Annotated in this window: 18 protein-coding genes and 1 rRNA gene; 9 read left to right on the top strand and 10 right to left on the bottom strand. The window is 73.1% G+C overall.

Annotated elements, in window-relative coordinates; translation table 11 throughout:
* Positions 1-12 precede the first annotated feature (12 nt).
* Positions 13-129 (top strand): 5S ribosomal RNA (rrf, locus tag FHR36_RS22320).
* Positions 130-197: 68 nt separating this feature from the next.
* Here the strand turns inward: rrf and FHR36_RS22315 are convergent.
* The 3 genes from FHR36_RS22315 to FHR36_RS22305 form a co-directional block, all read right to left on the bottom strand.
* Entirely contained in the window at positions 198-764 is a 567-nt protein-coding gene (locus tag FHR36_RS22315; RefSeq protein ID WP_253799943.1) for a hypothetical protein, read from the bottom strand.
* A gap of 87 nt (positions 765-851) precedes the next feature.
* Positions 852-1,217 (bottom strand): darcynin family protein, encoded by a 366-nt coding sequence (locus tag FHR36_RS22310; RefSeq protein ID WP_253799942.1) that lies wholly within the window; start codon positions 1,215-1,217, stop codon positions 852-854.
* Entirely contained in the window at positions 1,217-2,134 is a 918-nt protein-coding gene (locus FHR36_RS22305; RefSeq protein WP_253799941.1) for an NAD(P)H-binding protein, read from the bottom strand. Before FHR36_RS22305 ends, FHR36_RS22310 begins: the two co-directional genes overlap by 1 nt.
* Positions 2,135-2,238: 104 nt before the next feature.
* Between FHR36_RS22305 and FHR36_RS22300 the strand changes: the two genes are divergently transcribed.
* Complete coding sequence (locus FHR36_RS22300) at positions 2,239-3,225, top strand: LysR family transcriptional regulator (RefSeq protein WP_253799940.1); 987 nt, start codon at positions 2,239-2,241, stop codon at positions 3,223-3,225.
* A gap of 15 nt (positions 3,226-3,240) precedes the next feature.
* Here FHR36_RS22300 and FHR36_RS22295 read toward each other — a convergent pair whose 3' ends face one another.
* Both FHR36_RS22295 and FHR36_RS22290 read right to left on the bottom strand, forming a co-directional pair.
* Complete coding sequence (locus FHR36_RS22295; RefSeq protein ID WP_253799939.1) at positions 3,241-5,640, bottom strand: ABC transporter permease; 2,400 nt, start codon at positions 5,638-5,640, stop codon at positions 3,241-3,243.
* Positions 5,637-6,329, bottom strand: a complete 693-nt coding sequence (locus FHR36_RS22290) for an ABC transporter ATP-binding protein (RefSeq protein WP_253799938.1) — start codon at positions 6,327-6,329, stop codon at positions 5,637-5,639. The genes FHR36_RS22295 and FHR36_RS22290 overlap by 4 nt, the downstream gene beginning before the upstream one ends.
* A gap of 218 nt (positions 6,330-6,547) precedes the next feature.
* On the opposite strand from FHR36_RS22290, the gene FHR36_RS22285 reads away from it, so the two are divergent.
* Entirely contained in the window at positions 6,548-7,750 is a 1,203-nt protein-coding gene (locus FHR36_RS22285) for a sensor histidine kinase (protein ID WP_253800670.1), read from the top strand.
* Between the two features lie 14 nt (positions 7,751-7,764).
* Entirely contained in the window at positions 7,765-8,445 is a 681-nt protein-coding gene (locus FHR36_RS22280; RefSeq protein WP_253800668.1) for a response regulator, read from the top strand.
* A 57-nt stretch (positions 8,446-8,502) separates the two neighbouring features.
* Here the strand turns inward: FHR36_RS22280 and FHR36_RS22275 are convergent, their stop codons facing one another.
* Positions 8,503-8,910: a hypothetical protein gene (locus FHR36_RS22275; protein WP_253799937.1), complete on the bottom strand. Its 408-nt coding sequence runs from the start codon at positions 8,908-8,910 to the stop codon at positions 8,503-8,505.
* Positions 8,911-9,297: 387 nt separating this feature from the next.
* On the opposite strand from FHR36_RS22275, the gene FHR36_RS22270 reads away from it, so the two are divergent.
* The 4 genes from FHR36_RS22270 to FHR36_RS22255 all read left to right on the top strand — a co-directional run bounded on the left by FHR36_RS22270 (position 9,298) and on the right by FHR36_RS22255 (position 18,492).
* Positions 9,298-13,878 (top strand): PDDEXK-like endonuclease domain-containing protein, encoded by a 4,581-nt coding sequence (locus FHR36_RS22270; RefSeq protein ID WP_253799936.1) that lies wholly within the window; start codon positions 9,298-9,300, stop codon positions 13,876-13,878.
* Complete coding sequence (locus FHR36_RS22265) at positions 13,875-14,738, top strand: hypothetical protein (RefSeq protein ID WP_253799935.1); 864 nt, start codon at positions 13,875-13,877, stop codon at positions 14,736-14,738. The genes FHR36_RS22270 and FHR36_RS22265 overlap by 4 nt, the downstream gene beginning before the upstream one ends.
* A 52-nt stretch (positions 14,739-14,790) precedes the next feature.
* A complete protein-coding gene (locus FHR36_RS22260) occupies positions 14,791-16,137 on the top strand; it encodes a hypothetical protein (RefSeq protein ID WP_253799934.1) in 1,347 nt (448 codons plus the stop codon).
* 135 nt (positions 16,138-16,272) lie between these two features.
* Complete coding sequence (locus FHR36_RS22255; RefSeq protein ID WP_407660851.1) at positions 16,273-18,492, top strand: DEAD/DEAH box helicase; 2,220 nt, start codon at positions 16,273-16,275, stop codon at positions 18,490-18,492.
* Positions 18,493-18,536: 44 nt separating this feature from the next.
* Here the strand turns inward: FHR36_RS22255 and FHR36_RS22250 are convergent, their stop codons facing one another.
* Positions 18,537-19,118, bottom strand: a complete 582-nt coding sequence (locus FHR36_RS22250; RefSeq protein WP_253799932.1) for a 3'-5' exonuclease — start codon at positions 19,116-19,118, stop codon at positions 18,537-18,539.
* A 69-nt stretch (positions 19,119-19,187) separates the two neighbouring features.
* Here FHR36_RS22250 and FHR36_RS22245 point away from each other — a divergent pair, with 69 nt between their 5' ends.
* The gene (locus tag FHR36_RS22245; RefSeq protein ID WP_253799931.1) at positions 19,188-19,730 is read left to right on the top strand and encodes a GNAT family N-acetyltransferase; all 543 of its coding nucleotides are present in this window, start codon (positions 19,188-19,190) and stop codon (positions 19,728-19,730) included.
* Here the strand turns inward: FHR36_RS22245 and FHR36_RS22240 are convergent.
* The 3 genes from FHR36_RS22240 to FHR36_RS22230 form a co-directional block, all read right to left on the bottom strand.
* Positions 19,727-20,356 carry a class I SAM-dependent methyltransferase gene (locus FHR36_RS22240; RefSeq protein ID WP_253799930.1) on the bottom strand — a complete coding sequence of 210 codons (630 nt, stop codon included), beginning with the start codon at positions 20,354-20,356 and terminating at the stop codon, positions 19,727-19,729. The two genes, FHR36_RS22245 and FHR36_RS22240, sit on opposite strands and share 4 nt — an antisense overlap.
* Before the next feature lie 50 nt (positions 20,357-20,406).
* A complete protein-coding gene (locus FHR36_RS22235) occupies positions 20,407-21,012 on the bottom strand; it encodes a YdeI/OmpD-associated family protein (protein ID WP_253799929.1) in 606 nt (201 codons plus the stop codon).
* Between the two features lie 74 nt (positions 21,013-21,086).
* Positions 21,087-22,793, bottom strand: a complete 1,707-nt coding sequence (locus FHR36_RS22230) for a methyltransferase (protein ID WP_253799928.1) — start codon at positions 22,791-22,793, stop codon at positions 21,087-21,089.
* Between the last annotated feature and the right edge of the window lie 16 nt (positions 22,794-22,809).

The following is a 22,809-nucleotide window of genomic DNA, read 5'->3' as shown; positions in this document are numbered from 1 at the left end:
GTTTCATAGTGTTTCGGTGGTCATAGCGTGAGGGAAACGCCCGGTTACATTCCGAACCCGGAAGCTAAGCCTCACAGCGCCGATGGTACTGCAGGGGGGACCCTGTGGGAGAGTAGGACGCCGCCGAACAATTCTTCAGAAATAGCCCCTCCCGGGGAGACCCGGGAGGGGCTTTTCACATTTCCGGGCCCGGTCTGTCAGCGCTGGCCGGCCGCCCAGTCCGCCAGGGTGGCGAAGTCGGCGGCGGTCAGCCCTGTCCGGGGGTCCACCCGGTGCAGCAGTGCCGGGCCGTTGTGGTGTGTTCGGACCCAGGCGCGGTCCGCGTCGGTGATCTGGTCGTCGATCCAGGCGAACGGACGTCCCTGGGCCCACGTGACGATGTCCGGTGTCTTCCAGAACACGCCGCCCTCCGGCCGGGGCCGTGGATCGGACCAGGCGATGAAGGGCAGCGCGGGCAGCCGCAGCAGGGGCGCCAGGAAGTCGTTGGCTTCCTCTTCCCAGGTGGTGGCCCAGACGAGGTCGTACGGGAGCTCGGCCAGCGCCGGCCCGTGGTCCGGGTTGAGCCAGACCCGCAGCGGCTTGACGGGCCTGTTGGGCATCCCCCACTCGGTGAGCCGTTGCCGTTCGGCCGCTTCCCATTGCGGTGTCAGAAGCCGGTGCGTCCGGTAGCCGTCGGGACGTCTGTACGGCTTCGCCGCGTACGGATTGAGTGGTCCGTCGACGTCCACCAGCAGCACCGGCCGCACCGGCCGCACCGGCCGCATCGGTCCACCCCCATCGCTCCACCCCCTGAGATCGTTTCGGCACGGTACCGGCCGACGGTGCGGGAGGCCCAGCGGATTATTCCGCGGTCAGGCGGTGATGGTGGCGACGGGTTCGAGGCCGTAGGTCCGCGCGTAGCCGTTCTCGGTGCCGACGAGGAGGTCGACGATCTCGAAGTAGCGGTCCCAGAAGGGGGTTTCGCGGAGGGCGTCGATGAGGAGCTGGTAGGCGTAGTGGCTCTCGGCCTCCCACACCCAGACGTCGGTGACGCGGGCGGAGTAGAACTCCGTGTCGTAGAAGCGTGATCGGACGCCGGTGGTCCTGGCGTGAATGGCCGGCAGGACGTGGGTGGTGAAGGCGTGCACGCGTTCCGGGACGGTCAGGGCGAGCCACTCGGGTGTGGTCTTGAGCAGCATGAACGCGGTGACCGGCGGTTCGGTCGGGTCGGTGGGCATCAGGATGCCTCCGGGGTGGCGGGTGCGGAGAGGACGGCGGGCTTGAGGGTCTGGGCGCACCACTGCGCGAAGCCGGTGGGGGCGGTGGTGTTCGGGGTGCGGGCGATGCCGGCGTCGAGGCCGTCGTCCTTGGCGCGCTTCATGTCGACGATGCCCTGGACGAACGCCTCGTTGAGTCCGTAGCCGACGAGGGTGGTGTACAGCTCGTCGAGCGGCTGGTGTCGGTAGCGGACGGGGCGGCCGAGCTGTTCGGTCATGATGCGGGCCCGGTCGTTGGGGGAGAGGTCCTGCGGTCCGACGACCGGGACGCTGCCGGCGCCGGCCCACGAGCGGTCGAGCAGGAGGCGGGCGGCGGCGGCCGCGATGTCGGTGACGGCGACCAGGGGGGCCTTGAGGTCGGGGTGGACGGCGTCGGTGAAGACACCGTTCTCGCGGATCGTGTCGACGTCTTCCAGGAGGTTCTCGAAGAAGGACGGGCAGGCCAGCGCCCGGTAGGCGACGCCGGCGCCGGCGATGAGGTCGTCCATCGCGAGGGAGGCGGTGACGAGGCCGGCCCGGTCGGCGAGAGGGGTGGATCGGCCGAGTGCGGAGACGCCGACGACATGGCCGACGCCGTGGTCGGTGAGCGCCTTGACGGCGGGGCGGGTGAAGCCGGTGTAGGCGTCGTGCGGGGTGCGGGAGGCGTCCGGGGGGACGAGCCAGAAGACGGCGTCCGCACCGTCGAAGGCCCGGTCGAGGACCGCGGGCTCCGCGTGCGAGCCGGTGATCACCTCGACGCGGCCGCGTGCCGTGTCCGGAAGCCGGGCGGGGTCGCGCACGATCACCCGCAGGTCCTCGCTCGCGGCGGGTGCGGACTCCAGGAGCCGGGAGAGCAGGTGACGGCCGATGTTCCCGGTGGGAGCAGTAATGACGATCATGAAATCCTCGGAGGTCGTGCCGGTTCGGTACGTCCCTCATCCTGCTGACGACCGCAGTGCTGCCACAATGGGAACTTCGGCACGCAATCATTGCTCGGAATGGAATGATGCAGGTGAACAGCCCGGATCCGGTGATCGACGCCAATCTCGCCATCGCGCTGGACGCACTGCTGGCCGAGCACAGCGTGACCCGTGCCGCCGCGCGGCTGCACACCTCGCCCGCCGCCATGAGCCGCACCCTCGCCCGCTTGCGGCGCATCCTCCAGGACCCCCTGCTGGTCCGGGCCGGCCAGACGATGGTGCCCACCCCGCGCGCCCAGGCCCTGCGCGAGGAAGCCGCCGCAGTGGTCCGCAGCCTCGGCGCGCTGCTCAGCCCGGGTGCGAGCGTCGACCTCGCCGGCCTGCGCAGCACCTTCACGCTCCAGGCCGCCGACCTGGTCGGCTCGGCGCTGGCCCCCGGGCTGTTGAGGCTGGCCGAGCAGGAGGCGCCCGGGGTCTCGTTCCGGATCGGGGCCGAGGAGTGGGAAGCCGGGCCCGCGCTGCGCGACGGCCGGATCGACCTGGAGGTGGGGTCCATCGACCACGTGGATCCCGAGACCCGGGTCGAGGACCTGGTCAGCCTCCGGATGGTCGCCGCCGTCCGGTCCGGCCATCCGCTCACCGAAGGGACGCTGACCCCGGCTCGGCTCGCGGCCGCCGCGCACGTCGCGGTCAGCCGCCGCGGCCGGTTCAGCGGTCCGCTCGACACCGCCCTGGCCGAGCAGGGCCTTCACCGGCGGGTCGGCGTCGTCCTCCCCAGCCACCTGGCCGCGATGACCCTCGCCGCCCGCAGCGACGTGGTCTGCCTGGTGCCCGCCGCACAGCCCGGTGCCGCGCCCTCGCCGCTCACCCGCGACGCGGGCGCCCTCGGGCTGGTCCTTCTCGACATCCCCCTGGCCCTGCCGCCGCTGACCATCGGCATGGCCTGGCACCCGCGACACACGGCCGACGGGGCCCACCGCTGGCTGCGCGACGCCGTCCGTCGGACGCTCCGCGCACCGGCGCCGGCCCCCGGAATCACGGCGGCGGACGCGGTCGACCCCGAGCGCTGAGAAAGTGTCCAGGCGTCACTCTGCGCGCAGCGCCGTGACCGTGCGGGCGCGGGCGGTGCGGGTGGCGGGGAGCAGCGCGCCGAGGACGGCGATCAGCAGACCGCCCGCGCCGAGCAGGACGAGCTCCGCCGGCGGGTAGACGTGCAGCGCCGCGGCGGGGAAGGTCAGTCCGGCGCCGTGGGCCATCGCGGGCGCGGTGACGGTGTGCAGCGCGACGCCCGCGAGCAGTCCGACGGCGCCGCCGACCAGGCCGCCGGGGGCGACGGAGGCCAGCACCATCGCGGTGGTCTGGCGCGGTGTCATGCCGAGCGCCTTGGCGGTGCCGATCTCGCGGACGCGTTCGTGCACGTCGAGGGTGACGGTGGTGAGCACCCCGAGGCCTGCCACCGCGACCAGCATCAGGGTGAGCAGACCGGTCAGTGCGTCCAGCGCGGCGATCACGTCGCTCGACCCGCCGGCCCGGCCGCTCTCCACGGTGATGCCGAGGGGGGTGAGTTCCGTGCGGAGCCCGTCGAGGTACCGGGCCGCGTCGCTGCCGTGCCGGACGGAGATGTGGTAGCTCCGGGGTGGCAGGTCGGGGAGGGCGGCGGCGTCGGTGAGGACCTCGTTGGTCTGCGTGTGCGGGTCGAAGACCTCGCCGACGATCCGCACGGGCACCGTCCGGCCGTGGTCCTCCAGTCGGACGGTGTCCCCGACCTTCGCGCCGGCCGCGGTCAGGAAGGTCGACGGGGCGACGGCCTCGCCGGGCCCCCGGAACCAGCGGCCGGAGACCATCCGGTAGCCGGCCGCGGAGGCGTCGCCCTTGAAGGTGAAGACCGTGGTGGTGCCGGCCACGCCCGCGACGGTCAGCTCGCCCTGCCCGACGCTGTAGGACGTCCCCGTCTCCGCCCGCGCGGCCAGCGCCCGGTCGACCGCGGCGGCCAGGGCGGCGGGATCGCCCGCGGTACGGGAAGCGTCGGCGCTTGGGGAAGCGTTGGCGGAGGCGGTCGGTGAGGCGGCGGCGGTCGGCGGGGGAAGGAGCCGTACCGCGACATCGCTGGTGTCGTGGTTCTTGGCCTGCTGCACCCAGTTCGTCGTGGCGGCGATGCCGACGGCGAAGGTGGTGGCGGCGGTGCCGAACAGGATCGCCGCCATCAGGCCCGCCGCGCGCGCCGGGCGGGCGAACGGCAGGGCCAGGCCGAGGGCGACCGGCCGGGGGAGCGGCAGCCGGGCCGTCAGCCGGGTGACGTGCCGGCCGTGGGTGCGGCGGGCGGTCCGGCCGACGGCCAGGGCGTCGACGGTGCGCAGCCGGCCGGCCCGCAGGGCGGCCGCCCACGCGGTGAGCGTCACCAGGCCGAGCGCGCCCGCGGCCACGGCGAGGTCGATCCACGGGGCGACGACCACCGAAGTGGTGCCGTAGACCTGGGCGGTGGCGGAGAGCACCGGGACGGCGAGGGCGTTGCCCGCAACGATACCCAGCGCGGTGCCGCCGGAGGCCGGGACCAGCGCCTGGCCCAGGTAGGAGCGGACCACCAGGGCGGGGGTGAAGCCGACGGCCTTGAGGATGCCGATCCGCCGGGTCGCCGTACCGACCGAGCCGGCCACGACCACCCCGACGATCAGCACCGACATCAGGACGCCCAGCAGCCCGAACGCGACGAGCAGCGGCACGAAGAGCGCCGTGTTGCGGTCCGAGCCCCGCTTGGTGGTGAGCCAGGACTGCGCGCCGCGCACCGCCCCGGGGGGCGCGGCCGCGGTGACGGCGGCCCTGTCGGCGGCGATCCGGGTCTCGGTGTCGGCGGCGGCGAAGCGGTACAGCATCTGGTAGCCGCCCGGGGTGCCGGGATTGGTCAGGGCCGTGATCCCGGACGGGGTGACCCAGGCGTCGCCGCTGCGGCCGACCGAGCGGCCGAAGCCGACCACGGTGAGAGTGGGATCGCCGGGCAGCCCGGGGAAGTGCAGGGTCGTGCCGAGGTCCGTGATCGGGCTCGGCCAGTCGACGGACAGCACGACCTCGCCGGGGGTCGAGGGCCAGCTGCCGCGCAGCAGCGTGAGGCGGTCCACCGGGCCGCCCGGGTCGGTGCGGCCGACGACCCGCAGCGGCGGGAGGGAGACGCCGGCCGGGAGGCCGAGCTCCGGGCCGCCCTGCGGGTCGAGCGTCGCGGTGCGGAACGGCCCCGCGGCGGCGGTCACCCCGGCGGCGCGGCCGGTCGCCCCGACCTGCGAGGCATCGGCCCGGGCGGGGTCGAACTCCACCGTCAGGTGGGCGCCGTGCCGGTCGGCGAAGGCGTGGTCGAACGGTCCGTCGGAGGCCACCAGCAGGGAGCCGCCGAGGACGGACGCCGTCACCGCGATGAACGCGGCCAGCAGGATCACCACCGTCTGGACCCGCCGGCGACGCACCCCCGCCCGCACCACCCGCCCGACCCCCCTCATCGGACGGCCTCCGTCCGGGAGTCGGCGGCGATCCGGCCGTCCACCAGGGTGACCGTACGGCTCGCGCAGGCGCGGGCCAGGGCCAGGTCGTGGGTGACGGTGACGATGGTCTGGCCGTCCGCGTTCAGGTCGGTGATGAGGCGCTTGACGTCCTCGCCCGAGGCGGAGTCCAGCGCGCCGGTCGGCTCGTCCGCCAGCAGCAGGGCCGGCCGGTTCATCAACGCCCGGGCCACCGCGACCCGTTGGCGCTCACCGCCGGAGAGCCGGGCCGGGTGGGCGCGGGCATGGCGGGCGATCCCCAGGACGTCGAGCAGCTCCGCCGCGCGGCGCCGCGCCTCGGCGCGTTCGACCCCGGCCAACTCGGCCGGGAGCAGGACGTTCTCGACCACCGTCAGGTCGTCCAGCAGGTTGAAGAACTGGAACACCATGCCGACCTTGGCCCGGCGGTAGCGGGCGGCACCCGCCTCACCGAGCCGGTCCACGCGGACGCCGTCCACGGTGACTGTGCCCGCGCTCGGCCGGTCCAGGCCGGCGACGAGGTTGAGCAGGGTGGACTTGCCGCTGCCCGACGGGCCGAGCACCGCCACGGATTCCCCCGCCTCCACGGTCAGGGACACCGCGTCCAGGGCTGGCGGTCCCTCGTCGTACCGGCGGCTGACTCCGCTCAACTCGATGACGGGCGTGGACATCTGTGGTCTCCTTCGGTCCGCTTCGGCGTGCTGCCGTGACGCTGTGAAGCCTGGCGCGGAGGGGCGGTTCGGCACGTCGGCCGGGCGGGGCAAATCACATACCCCGTCAGGACCATGGCGCCCGGTGTCATCCTTGCGAGGTATCCGGAAGATGCAGGCCCATTGATCACGAAGGAGGATGTGCCGGGCCGGGGCGGTCGGCCACAATCGTGTCCGTGATGAACCTGCTCCCACCCCGCCAGGGGACGCGCGGCGGCCGATGGTTCGACGCGGCGCTGGCCCTGGTCCTCGCGCTGGTCGGGGCCCGGTACGTGTCGATCTCCGACGGCCCGGTCGACTGGCTCGGACTGCCCCTGCTGGTCGTCCTCGCACCCCTGCCGCTGGTCCTGCGCCGCCGCTTCCCAGTGGCGGTGCTGTGGGCCGTCGTGGCGCTGGCCCTGCCCACCGGGTGGCTCTCCGGCGACATCGCGTACTGGGACGGGGTGGTCTGCCTGGTCGCGATCCACAGCGCCGCCGTCCACGGTGGCCACCGGGTGGCGACGCTCGCCGCGCTGGCGCCGGCGGCGGCCGGGCTGGTGGTCCTGTGGACCGAGGCGAAGCTGCCGGAGTTCCCGAACGGCGTGATCGGCCTGCTGGTGCTGGCCCCGGTGCTGGTGGTGGCGTACGAGATCCGGCAGTGGCGGCGCCGGGTCGACGAGCAGCGCAAGCGGCTCGTGGCGCTGGAACGCGAGCGGTTCGAGGCGCTGATCCGCGCCGTCGAACACGAACGGGCCAGGATCGCACGCGAGTTGCACGACGTGGTCACCCACAACGTCGGGGTGATGGTCATCCAGGCCGGCGCCGCCCGCAAGATCATGGACAGCGAGCCCGCCCTCGCCCGCGAGGCCCTGCTCGCCGTCGAGAGCGGCGGCCGGGCCGCGATGACCGAACTGCGCCAGGTGATGGGCCTGCTCACGATGGACTCCGACGGACACGGCGGGCCCGACGGGCCCGACCCCACCTCGGTCGACCTGGCCCCCCAGCCCGGCCTGGACCGGCTCGACGCCCTGGTCGACGGGGTCCGGCGGGCCGGGCTGCCCGTCGAGCTGACGGTGCAGGGCCCGCCGCGGGCGGTGCCGCCCGCCGTCCAACTCGCCGCCTACCGGGTGGTGCAGGAGGCACTGACCAACGTGATCAAGCATGCGGGCGGAGCCGGCGGCCAGGTGCGGGTCGACGTCCGGGTCGAGTACGGCGTCGAACGGCTCCACCTCGAGATCTCCGACACCGGAGGCCGTCCGAGCGCCACCGCGGCCACCGGCAACGGGCGCGGACTGATCGGCCTGCGCGAACGCCTCGCCGTCCACGGCGGCACCCTGGAGACCGGACCGCGACCGCGCGGCGGCTTCCGGGTCCGCGCCCTGATCCCCCTGGAGGAAGCGTGACCGCCGGAGCAAGCGTGACCGGGCCGCTGCGCGTGGTGCTGGCCGACGACCAGACCCTGGTGCGCACCGGGTTCCGGCTGATCCTGATGTCCGAGGGCATCGAGGTCGTCGCCGAGGCCACCAACGGCACCGAGGCGGTCGAGGCGGTCCGCCGCACCCGGCCCGACGTGGTGCTGATGGACATCCGGATGCCCGAGACGGACGGCCTGGAGGCCACCCGGCGGATCGTCACGGACGCTGCCGACAGCCCCCGGGTGATCATCCTGACCACCTTCGACCTCGACCACTACGTCTACGCCGCGCTCTCCGCCGGTGCGAGCGGCTTCCTGCTCAAGGACGTCAGCCCCGAGCAGCTCACCGCCGCCGTCCGCCTGGTGCGCACCGGCGACGCGCTGCTGGCCCCGGCCATCACCCGGCGCCTGGTCGAACGCTTCGCCCGCCGCGACTCCGGTACCACCGAGTTGCACCGCTCCCTGGCCGCGCTGACACCGCGCGAGCTGGAGGTCATGAGCCTGCTCGGTCGGGGACTCAGCAACGCCGAACTCGCGGCCGGACTCCAGCTCTCGGAGGCGACCGTCAAGACCCACGTCGCCCGGATCCTCGGCAAGCTCGGCCTCCGCGACCGGGCGCAGGCGGTGGTGGCCGCCTACGAGAGCGGACTGATCAGCGTCGGCGGAGCCGCCGCCACCCCGTAACCCCGGGCCGGTCCCGCGCCGGGCTGGCCTCGTCGAACGTCGGCCGTCGCTTCGGCCTCAGCCCGTGATCGGGCGCAGCGCGGTGGTCATCATCGCCGCCATCCCGGAGGCGCCGTTGTAGGAGCCGACGGTGGCGTCGTTCATGGCATTGATGATGTCGTCGCCCGCGACCTGGTTGCCGTTCCCGACGACCACTGTGCCGTAGTTGCCACCCGCCGCCTCGGGCGCCTCGGCCGCGTCCGTGGCGGGCGCCTCGGCCGACCCGGTCGAGCTGCCGTTCTGGGAGCCGACGGTGGCGTCGTGGCCCGCGTTGATGAGGTCGTAGCCGGCGACCTGGTTGCCGTTGCCGACGACGACCGTCCCGTGGTTGCCGCCGGGGACCGCGTCCGCGCTCGCGGTGGTCGGCACGGCGGCGATGCCGGCGACGGCGAGCAGGGTCAGCGTCCGGGTGATGAGCCGGTTCATGAGGGATTCTCCGCTTCCGTCGTAGAGGTTGTAGGGGTGCCCTTTCTGGCGCTGGCGACAGTAGGCGCGGCTCCCCGCGCCGACGGGCGATGGTCCGCCGGTCGTGGCGTGTCGACCGGCGCGCCTGACGGCCGGTCGGGCCAATCGTCGGACCGGATCCCGCTCGGCCGTACACGTCCGCATCCGCCGGAGGCCGGGCGAACCGTCAGTGCCGTCCCGCAATGCTGAAGGTGGCGTACCGACTGCCGTTCTCTGCGCCGGCGTACGCCCGGCGACCGAGCGTGTCTCGGCCATCGCTCAGCGTATCTTCGGCCACTTTGCCGTGATCGCTTTCCGTCGCCGACGGCCGCCCCCATCCTGGAACGTTCGTCACCGATCGAAGGGAGAATGGTGAGCGTTCCACGACGACATGCGGGTGATCCCGATGTCATCGGCCAGACCGCCGCGCTGGTCGGATTCCTGCGCGAGGTCGTGCAGAGCAGCCATCAGCGGCTCCGGGACACCCGCCCCTGGGGGCCGCTCTGGCTGGCCGACCTGCCGGCGAAGGTGCCCAGGCCGTCCGACGACGACCGCCCGCTCCTGGTCCTGGACCACGTTCCGCAGGCGGCGGCGCCGGAGCTTCCGCCGGTACTGGAGGGGTGGGTCGACGAGCGGCTGTGCCGCGACGCCGATGCCGAGGACCCGCCGCTGGCCGAGGAGGGACCGCACCGGACGTGGGCCCCGGCCACGGCTGTGGGCGACGGCCGGCAGGGCGGCGAGGAGGCCACCGTCGCGCGGGGGGACGCCCCGGACGTCCTTCGGGCGTACGGATCGTGGCTCACACGCTGGCGCCTGTGGGCGGAACGGGAACGGTCCGAGCGGCCTCAACGGGAGCTCTACGAGAAGGTCTACCACTGGCACCAGCAGTTGGCGCAGCAGGACGACCAGTACGAGCTGGTTCTCGCGGTGGGTCTGCTGTCCTGGAGCGAGCCGAACGGCGCGGCCGTCCACCGGCACGTGCTCTCGCGGCGGGTGGAGACCCAGGTGGACCGGCGGACCGCGCGGATCACCGTCCACCTCACGGGAGCTGGGGCGGTGCGGCTGGAGGACCGGGACTTCCTCGACACGGACGACGGGTGGGTGCCGGAGCGTTCCGCGGCGTTCGACGAGGAACTCTCCGCGCGGCCCCTCCACCTGCTGAGCGAGGAGACGCTGGACTGCCTCTCCCAGTGGCTGGACCTGGTGCTGCCCCGCCCGGTGGCGTTCAGCACCAACTGGCGGCCGCCGAGCGGGCCGGAGGCGGGCACCAGGCTGACGTTCGCACCGGCCCTCCTGATGCGGCCGAGGGACCGCAACGCGGTCCTGGGCTTCTACGACCGCATCGCCGAGACCGTGGTCGCCGAGCGGCACGCCCCGCTCGGTCTGGCGCAGTTGGTGATGTCACTGGACTCCGAGGACCGGCAGGTCTGGGGTGGGAGACAGCCTCCCGAGCTCTTCGGTGACGAGCCGCTGTTCCCGGGCAAGACCAACGCGCAGCAGCGGTCCGTCCTTCAACGGCTGCAGCGCGACACCGGCGTGGTGGTGCAGGGGCCGCCGGGGACCGGCAAGACCCACACCATCGCCAATCTGGTGTCCGCACTTCTGGCCCAAGGACAGCGGGTCCTCGTCACCAGCGCACGGGACCAGGCGTTGACGGTTCTTCGCGACAAACTCCCGCCCGCCGTCCGGGATCTGTGCGTTCTCCTGCTCAGCAGCACCCGTCAGGACGGCGCCAACGAGCTGGAGCGCACCATCAACGCGCTGAGCGACCAGGTGGCGGCAGGGGACACCGGTCAGCTGCGGGACGAGATCCGCCGGTTGACGGAGCGCCGGTACGAGGTCCGCAGCAGGATCAAGCTGCTCACCGAGCAGGTGATCTCCCTGCGGGAGGCGGAGATCTACCAGCACCCGGAGGTCGCACCGGGCTACTCGGGAACGCTCGCCGCGATCGTGCAGAAGGTGCAGGACGGGGCGGTGCGGCTGAACTGGATCGGGAACCTTCCCGACCGGTCGCCTGCGGCGCCTCCGCTGTCGCCGGTAGAGGCGGAGGAACTGCTGGCGCTGCTGAGGGACGGGGCCGGTCAGTGGACCGGGTCCGGGGTGTTCCGGGCGGCCGGAACACTGCCGACGCCCGGCCAGGTCGCAACGGCCGTCGCGGCGAGCCGACTGAGCGTCCACGGGCTCTCGCCGGAGGCCGTCCGGGTGCGCAACCAGTTGGCGGCGCTGGAGACCTCCGTCACCGACGGCCTGACCGAGCTGCTCGGCTCCGCCAGGAGCAGGTTGCACCGGCTGGGCATCCACCGGGAGGCCGCGGACTGGGGGACCGAGACCTGGGTGGCGAGGGCTCTGGCGGACCGGCTCGGCCGACGCAACCCCGAGCTGTGGCGTCGGGTCGCCGATGTCGCCGGCGTCCTCTCGGAGGTGACCGACGACCTCGAGCGGATCGGCCTGCGCACGGTGGTCCTTCCGGAGACGCTGACACCCGAACACGCCAACCGACTGGCGGCCACGGTCCCCGCCCTCACCGCCCACCTGGCAGCGGGACGACAGCTGCGCACCTGGTTCGTGCCGAAGGCACAGCGGGAGGCCGAAGAACTCCTCAACACCTGCCGGGTGGACGGCAGGGCGCCGGCTTCCGCGGAGGATCTGCGAGCGGTCCTCGTCCACCTGCGGGCCCACGCGGCACTCGCGGCCGTCGCCGCCCGCTGGGACCAGGTGGGCGCGGCCGTGGCGGAGGCGCCGCTCGAGGTACGCCTGGCCGCGCTGCGCGAGCGGTACCGGCATCTGACGGACGTCGACGCCTTCGGCCTGATCCGCGAAAAGGTCGACGACCTCCTCGTGCGCCACGGCACGTACCTCGACCTGACCCGGCCGCAGGCGTGGCAGGACTTCGCCGAGGCCGCGTCGGCCCTGGCCGGTCGGCAGCGTGCCGAGGAGGCGTCGGCGCGCCTGGCCCGATGGCACGCGATCCTGCGGGGTGAGGACGACGGTACGGCTCCGCCGCTCGAGGCCCTGGCCATGGCCGAGGCCCTGCGCGACGGCGACGTCGACCGCTACACCAAAGAACTCGAAGCGCTCGCGGCGGCCCAGCGGCGGGACGAGCGAGGCCGGCGCTGCGCCGAACTGCTCGGAGCACTCCGCGCCGCGTCGCCCGCCCTCGCGGGGCGCCTCGAATCCGAGGCCGAGGACCCGGCCTGGGACGAGCGGCTCGGCCGACTCCGGGAGGCCTGGGCCTGGGCGCAGGCCTCCCGGTTCATCGAGGACGAGCGCGCCCCCGGCCGGGAACAGCGGCTCGACGGTGAGCTGACCGAGCACGAGGCCAAGTTGGAGGAGCTCACCGGCGACCTGGCCGCCGCCCACGGTCGCCTGCACTGCCTGGTCCGGATGACCTCGGAACAGCGCTCGGCCCTGCAGGCCTACCGCACGCACATGGCCTCGTACGGGAAGGGCAAGGGAAAGAACGCATCCCACTTCAAGGCGGCCGCCCGCAGTGCGATGCACATCGCCCAGGGGGCGGTGCCGGCCTGGGTGATGCCCATTGCCCGAGTGGCCGAGATGATCCAGCCGCAGCAGGACGCGTTCGACGTGGTGATCGTGGACGAGGCCAGCCAGGCCGGCATGGACGCGCTCTTCCTGCTCTGGCTCGCCCCGCGGATCATCGTGGTCGGGGACGACAAGCAGTGCACTCCCCCCGTCACCGGGTTCGGGCGCACCCAGCAGATCCAGGACCGCCTGACCGCCCACCTTCCCGAAGTCCCCGCGCACCTGCGGCAGCTGTACATGCCGCACTCCAACCTGTACCAGCTGCTGTCGGCCCTCTTCCCGTCGACCATCCGCCTGCAGGAACACTTCCGGTGCATGCCCGAGATCATCGGCTGGTCCTCGGAGACGTTCTACACCCCGCCCGGGCTCATCCCGCTCCGCCAGTACGGCGGCGAGCGGCTCGACCCACTGCTGACGCACTACGTCGAGGGCGGGGTCGCCGAAGGCAGGGACGGTCGGATCCGGAATCCCAGGGAGGCCGAGGCGGTCGTCGACTGCCTTGTCGAGCTGACCGCGGACCCGGCCTACGAGAACAAGACCATGGGAGCCATCGTGCTCCAGGGCACCGGCCAGGTCCGCCTGCTGGAGCAGTTGATCGAGCAGCGCATCCCCGCCCCGGTCCGGGAGCGCCACCGCATCCGGGTCGGCACACCCGCGCAGTTCCAGGGCGACGAACGGCACGTCATCCTGCTGTCGATGGTGGTGGACCGGGTACGGCGCATCGCCGGCGGTCTGCGCAGCGAGCAGCAGGCCTACAACGTGGCGGCCAGCCGGGCGCAGGACCAGATGCGGCTCTTCTACTCCGTGCCGCCGGACCAGCTCAAGCCCGGCGACCTGCGGCTCAACCTGCTCGGCTACATGCAGAACCCGCCGGCCGCGATGGCGGAAGCTGCCGACCTCGGGGCCGTGTTGCCCGACGTGCGGCGAGCGCCGTTCGACTCCCTCTTCGAGCAGCGGGTCTACCTGCGGCTGAAGGAGAAGGGCTACCACGTGGTGCCCCAGTACCCCGCGGGCAGCAAGCGCATCGACCTCGTGGTCGTGGGCGCACGGGGCCGGCTGGGTGTGGAGTGCGACGGCGACTACTACCACTCCACCCTCGAACAGATCCGCCACGACCACCAGCGCGACCGCGAACTCCAGCGCGTCGGCTGGCGGTTCTGGCGCGTCCGGGAGAGCGAGTTCGCGATCGACCCGGACGAGGCCCTGGCCGGTCTCTGGCTGGAGCTCGAGCGGTCGGGCATCCATCCGGCCGACTACACCCGGCCGTCCGCATCGCCGCGGCCGCCCGAGGACGCGCCCGCCTGGACGCCCCTCGAGCTGCAGTCCGGCGACGAACTCCCCGACTCCGAACCGGAATCCGAAACGGACTCCGAACCCGAATCCGGAACGACCGAAGGAACGGCATGAACCAGTCCCAGTCCACCCGGTACGACCTCACCCTGGACGAGAACACGCTGGAGGAACTCGCCCGCGTCGTCGCCGGCGACGACGACCTCTACTACCGCCGCGGGTTCGAGATCGCGGCATTCCTCAAGCGGGCCGGCTGGCAGGAGGTGCCCGAGTACGACGGCCAGTACCGCAGGGAGTGGGCGACCGAACTGCTGATGGAGCGACGCGACGTGTCCGGGGAGATCGAGAAGGTCCTGCTCCGGCTGGCCGACCCTCGCGAGTACCTCGACGAGCCCGCCCTGCTGGCCGAGGTCGTGGCGGCGGTCAACTCCTTCCTGATCCACGAGGGGTACCGGTTGGAGAACCCCGGTGGCAGCGCCCGGCTGGTGCCGTGCGACCCGGCGCTGGCCCATCCGACGCACTACGGAGCGACCGAACTCAAGGCGGTCATGGCCGACGTCATCGCCGACGATTCCATGGCCGAGCTCCTCCAGCGGCGCCTGGACGAGGCCCGGACCTGCTACGCCAACGGGGCCCACGTCGCGGCGATCATCATGCTCGGTTCGCTGATGGAGGGCGTACTGCTGCAGAGCGTCGTCGAGCGCGACCCCTCGCTCCTGGGACGGTCCACGGAGGACCGCGTCACCCTGCACGCGCTGATCGAGGCCTGCCACGGTGCCGGGTGGATCGGCGCGGACGCCAAGAGGTTCAGCCACGAACTCCGGGAGTACCGCAACTTCGTCCACCCCAAGGCCGAGTCCCGCCAGAGCCACCGCCCGGACCGCGACACCTTGAGCATCTGCTGGCAGGTGGTCAACGCCGCCCTGAACGACCTCGCCGAGACCCACCCCGGCCGCACCCGCCAGTCCTACCGGTGACGGCCGACGCCGTGCCGTGCCAACCGTGACCCGCTCGAAGGAGAGAGAGAAGATGGGGAAGAAGGCATCCGCCGTCCTGAGGGACCTCGTCCAGCCGTGGAGCGTGGCGCTCCACTCGAACTCCGGCCTGGCCGGGAGCGTCGCCGAGGTCTCCGCCGCGGACGACAAGGAACGGCGCGCGAAGAACAGTGAACCGCTGCGGCGCAAGCCCGGGCTGCGTGCCGTACCCGTCGCGGACCGCGGGCAGTCGATCCGCCTCACGCCGTGGAAGCTGCTGCACACGCTCGGCCGGGCCAACGTCCTGGCCCGGCAGGGAGCGGGCCGGGGGCTGGCCGAACACTGGGCGAGCCTCAAGTACTGCCAGGCGTTGAGCGGCAACCACGGAAGCTTCATGACCCTCTCCGAGGAGGGGCGCAACCCGATCCGCCACTACAAGGCCGTGCAGTCGGCGGAGCTGGGCGTCGGCTTCGCCCTGGTCGTCGCCCAGGAGGTGCTCCGGCGCCGGTACCCGGACCACTCGGTCTCGGTCGTCGACGCCGAGATCGCCCTCCGGGCGGGATGGACGTTGACCGGGAAGGAGCACGCGGCCCACCGGGCATCGAAGCGGCCGCACTTCCTCCTGGAGGTGTGGAAGCCCGGGGCGCCCTCGAAGGTCGTGCTCGTCGCCTGCAAGGGGACGCACAGCAAGCCCGCACGGGTGCATGCGCAGCTGTCCACGGCCGCCGTCCACGTCGAGGCGCTCCACATCGGGAGGCCGGGCGAGGTACCTGCCATGGTGTTCGGCACGGAGCTCCCGGGCACCGACCCGATCACCCTCCACCTGCTGGAGGCACCCGGGGACGGAACGCTGCACCTCCCCGCCGGAGCCGGGGACGTCGACCTCGACAGCCCTCCGGAGGACCGCGCCGTCGTACCGGGAATCGACCTCGCCTGGGGGACCGGCGAGAAGCCCCGGACGGTCTCCGGCTACCACGTGCGGCCCGAGGACCACGGGTGGTTCCGCCGGGTCCTCGCGCACGCGGACGCGGCAGGCCTGGCAGCCTTCACCGGAGGAGGCGAGCCCACCGCCCGCTACCTGTCGAAGCGGCAGGGAAAGCGCCACTTCGAGCAGTACACGCATGCGGGAACAGGCATCGTCCAGGACGTCGCGTACTCCGTTCACGGCGTCCCCTGCGTCGGCACCGACCACGTCTTCCGGCTGAACGGCACACGGGTGGAGGCCTTTTCGGGCGTCGCGCAGGACCTCTTCGACGACCTGGCGGCCGGCCGGGTCGAGGACTACCGGCACAAGGCGCACGCCCTGCGCACCACCTGGCCGGAGGAGCAGTGGGACACCGAGTGGAACGGGCCGGTCTCGGTGAACCCGGACGGTTCGGTGCTGGCGATCCGCGTCCTCTGACGTCCGGCCGAGCGACGGCGTCCCGGCGGCTTCGGCACGGTTTCGACCGCGCCGAAGCCGCCGGGTGCCGGTCACCGGCCAAGGCGGTACGGGGAGGACGATCGTGGCGTCGGGGACCGTGCCCGGGGTGGGATCATGGGGTGGCCCGAAGGGCGCCGGACGGTCGAGCCGAGGGAGGGGCGGTACGTGGGGGACAGACAGCGGACCGTCCGCAGGCCCCGGGACGTCCTCGCGGATGCCGAGCGGCTGCACGCGGCCGCTACCGCGGTCGTCGACGACCACCGCGGTGCCGTGGCACAGGTGGCCCAGGCCGTGGCCGGTGTGCAGGACCGGTTGGTGCGGGACCAGCTGGCCACCATCCCGGTGGCCCGGCTCAAGGACGCGACCGACGGGCGCCTGCGGGTCGCCGCGCTGGAGGCCGCCGGTCTCGACACCGTACGACACGTCCTGGACTCGTCCGTCTACGCGCTCCGGCTGCTCCCGGGAGTGGGTGCGCAGACGGCGGCCCAGGCGGTCGCGGCTGCCCGTCAGATCGCCGAGGCGGCCGGGCAGACGGTGGCCGTCCGGCTCGATGTCGACCACCGCGACCCGCTGAGCACGGCCCTGGTCGTCGCGCTCCACCGGCTGGTCGTCGCCGGACCCGAGGCGGCCCGCGCCGAGGAACTCGCGCGGGGCCTGGTCGAGGAGGTCACCGGCCTGGTCGCCACCGCCCGACCGGCGCGAGGCGTCATCCGCGGCCTCCTCGCCGGACCGCGCCGCAGACGCGAGGCACTCGCCGCGGTCGACCGGCTCACGGCCCTGCTGGCGGAGCTGGAAGCGGAGGCGGTGCCGCTGCTCCTCGCCCAGGCCTCGGCCGACCTCCTGCGCCCGCCGGCCTCCGACATCGAGGCATGGACGGACTTCGAGCACCGCTCGGCCGACTACTACGGCGTGCTCGGCGGCATCGCCGGGCCGGGACCGGCGGAGGACAGTGCCTCCGAGGGCTTCCTGCCGGAGGAGTTGTCCGACCGGGTACGGGCAGAGCCGTTGAACGAGACCCACTGCAAGGTCTCGCTCCGCGGCTACCAGGCCTTCGGTGCCCGCTTCGCCCTCCGACAGAAGCGGGTGATCATCGGAGACGAGATGGGCCTGGGGAAGACCGTTCAGGCGATCGCCGCGATGGCGCACCTGCGGGCGCTGGGAAGTGCGCACTTCCTGGTCGTCTGCCCGGCCAGCGTCCTGATCAACTGGACCCGGGAGATCGAGTCGCGGAGCACACTGCGCGCCTACCGGTTCCATGGCCAGGAGCGGGAAGCGGCTCAGTCCGAGTGGCTGCGCAACGGCGGCGTCGCGGTGGCGACGTTCGACGGACTCCGCCACCTGGAGACGCCGCCGGAGGTCGCCGTCGCCATGGTCGTGGTCGACGAGGCCCACTTCGTCAAGAACCACCGGACCCAGCGGTCTCGGGCGGTCGCCGCCTGGGCGGACCGGGTCGAGCGGGTCCTCTTCCTTACCGGGACCCCGATGGAGAACCGGGTCGAGGAGTTCCGCAACCTGGTGCACTATCTCCAACCCGACCTGCTGCCCCGGATCCACAGCGGATCGGGGGCCGCCGGACCGACGGCCTTCCGCAAGGCGGTCGCCCCCGCGTACCTGCGGCGCAACCAGCAGGACGTCCTCACCGAGCTTCCCGAGGTCGTCCACGTCGACGAGTGGGAGGAGTTCACGCCGGCCGACTTCGCCGCGTACCGGTCGGCCGTCACCGCCGGGAACTTCATGGCGATGCGCCGTGCCGCCTACGCCGACCCCGAGCGGTCGGCGAAGCTGCAGCGGCTGCGGGAGATCGTGGACGAGGCCGCCGAGAACGGGCGGAAGGTCGTGATCTTCTCGTTCTTCCGCGACGTCCTTGCGGTCGTCCAGGAGGCCTTGGGCCAGCGGGCGTTCGGCCCGATCGACGGGAGCCTTCCCGCTGCCCGGCGCCAGGACGTGGTGGACCAGTTCGCCGCCGTGCCGGGCCACGCGGTGCTGCTCGCCCAGATCCAGGCCGGCGGTGTCGGACTGAACATCCAGGCAGCCTCGGTGGTCGTCCTGTGCGAGCCGCAGGTGAAGCCCACGATGGAGAGCCAGGCCGTCGGGCGCGCCCACCGCATGGGACAGCTCCGCCGCGTCCAGGTGCACCGCCTGCTCGTCGCCGACAGCGTCGACCAGCGAATGCTGGAGATCCTGCGGGCGAAGAACCAGCTGTTCGACGAGTACGCGCGGCGCAGCGAGGTGGCGGAGTCGACGCCCGAGGCGGTGGACGTCTCGGAGCAGTCGCTTGCGGTACGGATCGTGGAGGAGGAGCAGCTGCGCCTGGCGGCCGCGGCGGGTGAGTGAGCCGCGGTGCGGGCGTCGCCGGACTCCGTCGGCGGACCAGCGGGTCAGGCCTCGGGCACCGGCCAGGCTCCGCGGCCGAGCAGGTCGAGGACGAGTGCGGCGATGTTCCACGCGTCGTCCTCGCCGCGGTGGTGGCGTCCCTCGAGCGGCAGTCCGGCGATCTGCAGGGCCTGGTCCATGCCGGGCTTCCTGCGCAGCCCGTGGGCGGCGGCGAAGACGGCCTTCGCATTGGTGTGGGTGCGCTCCGTCGGATAGCCGAACGGGTACGCCACCCCGTCGGCCTGGCTCTGGCGAGCGAACTGCCGGCGGTCGTACTCGCCCCAGCTCGCCCAGGGGCGCTGCGCGGCGCCGTACTCCTCGACGAGGATCCGGCACGCCTCGGCGAAGGTGACGCCCCGGTCCACCTCGGCTTGCGTCAGTCCGGTCAGCTCGGTGCAGAAGTCACTCACCGTCGAGCGGGTGGGGCGGACCAGGATGCGGTGCCGGGACACGCGGCGTCCTGCGGACACGTCGACGACGGTCAGGCCGATCTCGATGATCTCGTTCACCGACCCGGGCGGCGGCTGTCCGTCCCAGCAGGTGGCTTCCAGGTCGATGACGTTCAGCAGGGAGGGTTCGTGGTGCATGGGGCCGAGGGTAGGGATGCGCCCCCGGTGCCGGCATCTCAATTTCTGACCGCCTGTTAGGGTGCGCGGATGGACGATCTCGGACCTGTGGCGTGGCCGCCCGCGCCGATCGGCACCGACCGGCTGGTGCTCCGTGCGCCCGAGGCCCGGGACCGGGCGGCGTTCATCGAGTTGCTCGCCTCGCCGGAGGTGCACACCTACCTCGGTGGCCCCCGGTCGCGGGACGAGCTCGAGCGCGAGTTGGCCGAGGTGCCCGAGCGGTGGCCCGGGAGCTTCGTCGTCGAGCTCGACGGGTCGATGATCGGGCAGGTCCTGCTCCGGAGAGCCACGGGGCACCGTCGCGCTGCCGCCGCGGGGAAGGCCGATCTCGGCTACCTGTTCCTGCCACGGGCGTGGGGCTGCGGGTACGCCGCGGAGGCGTGCGCGGCGGCGCTCGATTGGCTCGCCGGCGCGCTTCCGGGCGAGCCGGTGGTGCTCACCACGCAGTCCGCCAACGCCGGTTCGATGCGTCTCGCGGCGAAGCTGGGGTTCACCGAGGTGGAGCGGTTCGAGGCGTGGGGCGCCGAGCAGTGGCTCGGCATGCGGTCGCCCGTCGCACCGACGAGGCATTAGCCGAGGCGGGCCAGGACGTGGGCGTCGAGGAAGCCCCGTTCGGAGGCCGGATCGTGGAGCAGCCGGGCGAAGGTGACGAGACCGGCCCCGGTCAGCAGCTCGACGAACCGGTCCACCGGCCAGCTGTAGGCAGGCGTCACCTTGTGGTCGAAGCGGACCGGTTCCGGCCCGTCGGTCGCGAAGAACGAGGCCAGGAGCAGGCCCCCCGGTGCCAGGACTCGCGCCTGCTCGGCGAGCAGCGCGGGCAGGTCCACGGGCGGAGTGTGGATCATCGAGTAGTGGGCCAGCACGCCGCCGAGCGCGCTGTCCTCGACCGGCAGGGCCTCCATCCGCGCCTCGTCGAACCGCAGCGCCGGATGGGCCCGCCGGGCATGGGCGACCATCCCCGGCGAGAGGTCGAGACCGAAGGCGTCCAGGCCCAGGTCGTGCAGCATGGCGGTCAGATGGCCCGGTCCGCACCCGACATCGGCCGCCCGCGGGTTCCCTGTCCCGCGCACCAGCTCGGCGAAGGTGCCGATCATGTTCCGCGAGAACGGGTGCGTCTCCAACCGATCCGCGAACAATGACGCGTACAGCTCGACGACCCCGTCGTAGGCCGCCCTGGTCTCGTCCTGGTGCTCCGTCACGGGAAGGGAACGTAGCACCCGCGCACCTCCGGAGACCGACCGTCAGGTCCCTAGGTCGTCGGACCGTCCCCGGGGCGATGACCTTCGGCGGCGAGGCGGTGGACCGTGCGCTCCAGACGGGCCTGCCGGACCTCGGGGGTGGCGGCCTGGAGGAGGGGGAGGCCGGCGAGGTAGCGGCCGGTGCGGTCGAGGGCGTGGAAGGCCCGGGCGGCGGCCGGGTCCGCCGCGAGGGCGGCGGCCAGGTCGTCGGGGACGGTGGCGGTGCGCTGCGACTCGTACGCGCGCGCCCAGCGGCCGTCCGCCTGCGCCCGGCGGACCTCGGCGAGGCCCGGCTCCCGCATCCGGCCCTCGGCGGTGAGGACCGCCACCTTCTCGACGTTCACCCGCGACCAGAGGCTGCCCGGCCGCCGGGGCACGTACTTCTGCAGGTAGTAGCGGTCGTCGAGGCTGCGCCGCTGCCCGGAGATCCAGCCGTGGCAGAGCCCGACGTCGACCGCCTGGTCGCTGGTCAGGGACGGGATTCCGGCACCCTTTTTGGCCAGCTTCAGCCAGACGCCCTCGTGCCGGGTGTGGTGCTCGCCGAGCCAGTCCGCGAACGCCTGCTCGTCGGCGAACGGGAGGACCTCCACCCCGTCGATCTCCTCCGGGTGCTCCATCCCGCCAGGCTAGCCGAGCCTGCCCGGCAGGTGCGTCCGGGACGGGCTCGGCGAGACGGTAGGCGGTCGGCCGGTCAGTTGTCGGTGGGCTGGGGGGTGTCGGCCCGGCGGGCGTGGAGGACGGTGCCTTCGAGTGGTAGCGGGGTGCGGCCGACGAGGGTGAGGCCGGCGTCGGCGAGGAGGCGGGCGTAGTGGTCGGCGCGGCGTTCGCGGCCGCCGACGTTGCAGCGCATGTGGAGGTCCCAGGCGGTGGCGAGGGAGGGCGAGTCGTCGGTGGGCAGGACGCGTTCGACGATGAGGAGGTCGGCGTCGGCGTGCATGGCGCGGGCGCAGTGGCGGAGGATCTCCCGGCACCGGTCGTCGTCCCAGTCGTGCAGGATCCGGGAGAGGACGTAGACGTCGCCGCCGGGCGGGACGTCCGCGAAGTCGCCGGCGAGGTAGGCGCAGCGCCCGTCGAGGCCGGCGGTGTCGAGGGTGCGGCGGGCGGCTTCGACGACGTGGGGGCGTTCGAGCAGGACGCCGCGCAGGTGGGGGTGGGCGGTGAGGAGGCGGCCGAGGAGGGCGCCGTTGCCGCCGGCGATGTCGACGACGGTCCGGGGGCGGGGGACGGTGTGGCCGGCGGTGACGGCCGGGTGGGCGGTGAGCGGTTCGAACATCCGGGAGCTGGCGGCCATGGACCGGTCGAAGAGTTCGGCGAGGTCGGGGTGGCGGGCGAAGTGGTCGAAGTGGTTCTCGCCGAAGAGGTGGTCGAACGCGGGCTCGCCGGTGCGGACGGTGTGGCCGAGTGCGCCGAACGACCGGTAGAACGGGCCGCCGTACATCAGGGCGAGCGGCCGCAGGGAGTCCGGGGCGTCGGCGCGGAGCAGCGCGCCCAGGGCGGTGAGCCGGTGGCCGTCCCGGTCGCTCGCCACCACGCCGAGCATGGCGAGGTAGCGCAGCAGGGTGGCGAGGGTGTCGGGGTCGGCGCCGACGGCGTGGGCGAGGGCCTCGGTGGAGGTCGCCGCCTCGGGGTGCAGGGTGTCGGGCAGTCGGAGGTCGGCGAAGACGGCGAGGGCCTGGGTGGTCCACGCGCCGGTCATCAGGCGCAGGAGCGTTTCCGCAGAGTGTCGCGCGCGGTACGCGTCGAGATGGGTGGCGAGGACGTCCCGGTGGTCGCCGGGTGCGTAGAGCTCGATCCGCCGGTAGCCGGTCTTCGCGGCGGCGGGCGCGGTGAAGTAGAGGACCGTGCCGTCCTCGTGCGGGTTGTACCCCCCGCCGTCGGCGAGCGCGCCGTGGCGGGCGAGGAGGGCGCACATGCCGCGCAGGACCAGCGGGTCCGGGCGGTCCACCTCGAAGGCGACGTGTGCCTCGTGGTCCCGGGCGCGTTCGTGCGCGGCGATCGGGGCGAGGTCCGAGCCGGGCGGGACGGTCAGCGCGAACACCTCGACCGAGCGGCCGGTCCCGGCGGGGCCGGTGACGCGCGGGCGGTGGATGTGGACGTCGAGGTCAGCCGCGTCGCGTCGGTGCCGTGCGGCCAGGCGGTCGCGGACGACCACGCTGGGCTGCGGGGCCGCATCCGCGGACAGCCCGCAGTCGGCGAGGACGGTGCGCAGGGCCGCGGGGGTCGGCGGGAAGATCAGGACGGCGGCGTGGGCGAAGCGGCAGCGGTCCACCAGGGCCCGCAGTTCCAGGGCGTCCAGGCCGGGCAGCAGGAGCGGAAGGAGGGTGGTGGCGTCCTGCTCGCGGACGAAGTCGACGGTCTCGCGTAAACGGTCGGTGTCGGTCGGGAAGATCGTGGTCATGGCGGAGCAACCTCAC

Origin of the sequence: Kitasatospora cinereorecta, from assembly GCF_024172095.1 — a bacterium.
Classification (GTDB): Bacteria; Actinomycetota; Actinomycetes; order Streptomycetales; family Streptomycetaceae; genus Kitasatospora; species Kitasatospora cinereorecta.
Note: the sequence above shows the minus strand (reverse complement) of the source record. Positions and strands in the feature narration are given on the sequence as shown.

Bases quoted from the DNA above. Each gene is read 5' to 3' on its own strand.
- FHR36_RS22315 (WP_253799943.1), bottom strand. From the start codon at position 764: ATGCGGCCGGTGCGGCCGGTGCGGCCGGTGCTGCTGGTGGACGTCGAC.
- FHR36_RS22310 (WP_253799942.1), bottom strand. From the start codon at position 1,217: ATGCCCACCGACCCGACCGAACCGCCGGTCACCGCGTTCATGCTGCTC.
- FHR36_RS22305 (WP_253799941.1), bottom strand. From the start codon at position 2,134: ATGATCGTCATTACTGCTCCCACCGGGAACATCGGCCGTCACCTGCTC.
- FHR36_RS22300 (WP_253799940.1), top strand. From the start codon at position 2,239: ATGATGCAGGTGAACAGCCCGGATCCGGTGATCGACGCCAATCTCGCC.
- FHR36_RS22295 (WP_253799939.1), bottom strand. From the start codon at position 5,640: ATGAGGGGGGTCGGGCGGGTGGTGCGGGCGGGGGTGCGTCGCCGGCGG.
- FHR36_RS22290 (WP_253799938.1), bottom strand. From the start codon at position 6,329: ATGTCCACGCCCGTCATCGAGTTGAGCGGAGTCAGCCGCCGGTACGAC.
- FHR36_RS22285 (WP_253800670.1), top strand. From the start codon at position 6,548: ATGAACCTGCTCCCACCCCGCCAGGGGACGCGCGGCGGCCGATGGTTC.
- FHR36_RS22275 (WP_253799937.1), bottom strand. From the start codon at position 8,910: ATGAACCGGCTCATCACCCGGACGCTGACCCTGCTCGCCGTCGCCGGC.
- FHR36_RS22270 (WP_253799936.1), top strand. From the start codon at position 9,298: ATGGTGAGCGTTCCACGACGACATGCGGGTGATCCCGATGTCATCGGC.
- FHR36_RS22265 (WP_253799935.1), top strand. From the start codon at position 13,875: ATGAACCAGTCCCAGTCCACCCGGTACGACCTCACCCTGGACGAGAAC.
- FHR36_RS22260 (WP_253799934.1), top strand. From the start codon at position 14,791: ATGGGGAAGAAGGCATCCGCCGTCCTGAGGGACCTCGTCCAGCCGTGG.
- FHR36_RS22255 (WP_407660851.1), top strand. From the start codon at position 16,273: ATGGGGTGGCCCGAAGGGCGCCGGACGGTCGAGCCGAGGGAGGGGCGG.
- FHR36_RS22250 (WP_253799932.1), bottom strand. From the start codon at position 19,118: ATGCACCACGAACCCTCCCTGCTGAACGTCATCGACCTGGAAGCCACC.
- FHR36_RS22245 (WP_253799931.1), top strand. From the start codon at position 19,188: ATGGACGATCTCGGACCTGTGGCGTGGCCGCCCGCGCCGATCGGCACC.
- FHR36_RS22235 (WP_253799929.1), bottom strand. From the start codon at position 21,012: ATGGAGCACCCGGAGGAGATCGACGGGGTGGAGGTCCTCCCGTTCGCC.
- FHR36_RS22230 (WP_253799928.1), bottom strand. From the start codon at position 22,793: ATGACCACGATCTTCCCGACCGACACCGACCGTTTACGCGAGACCGTC.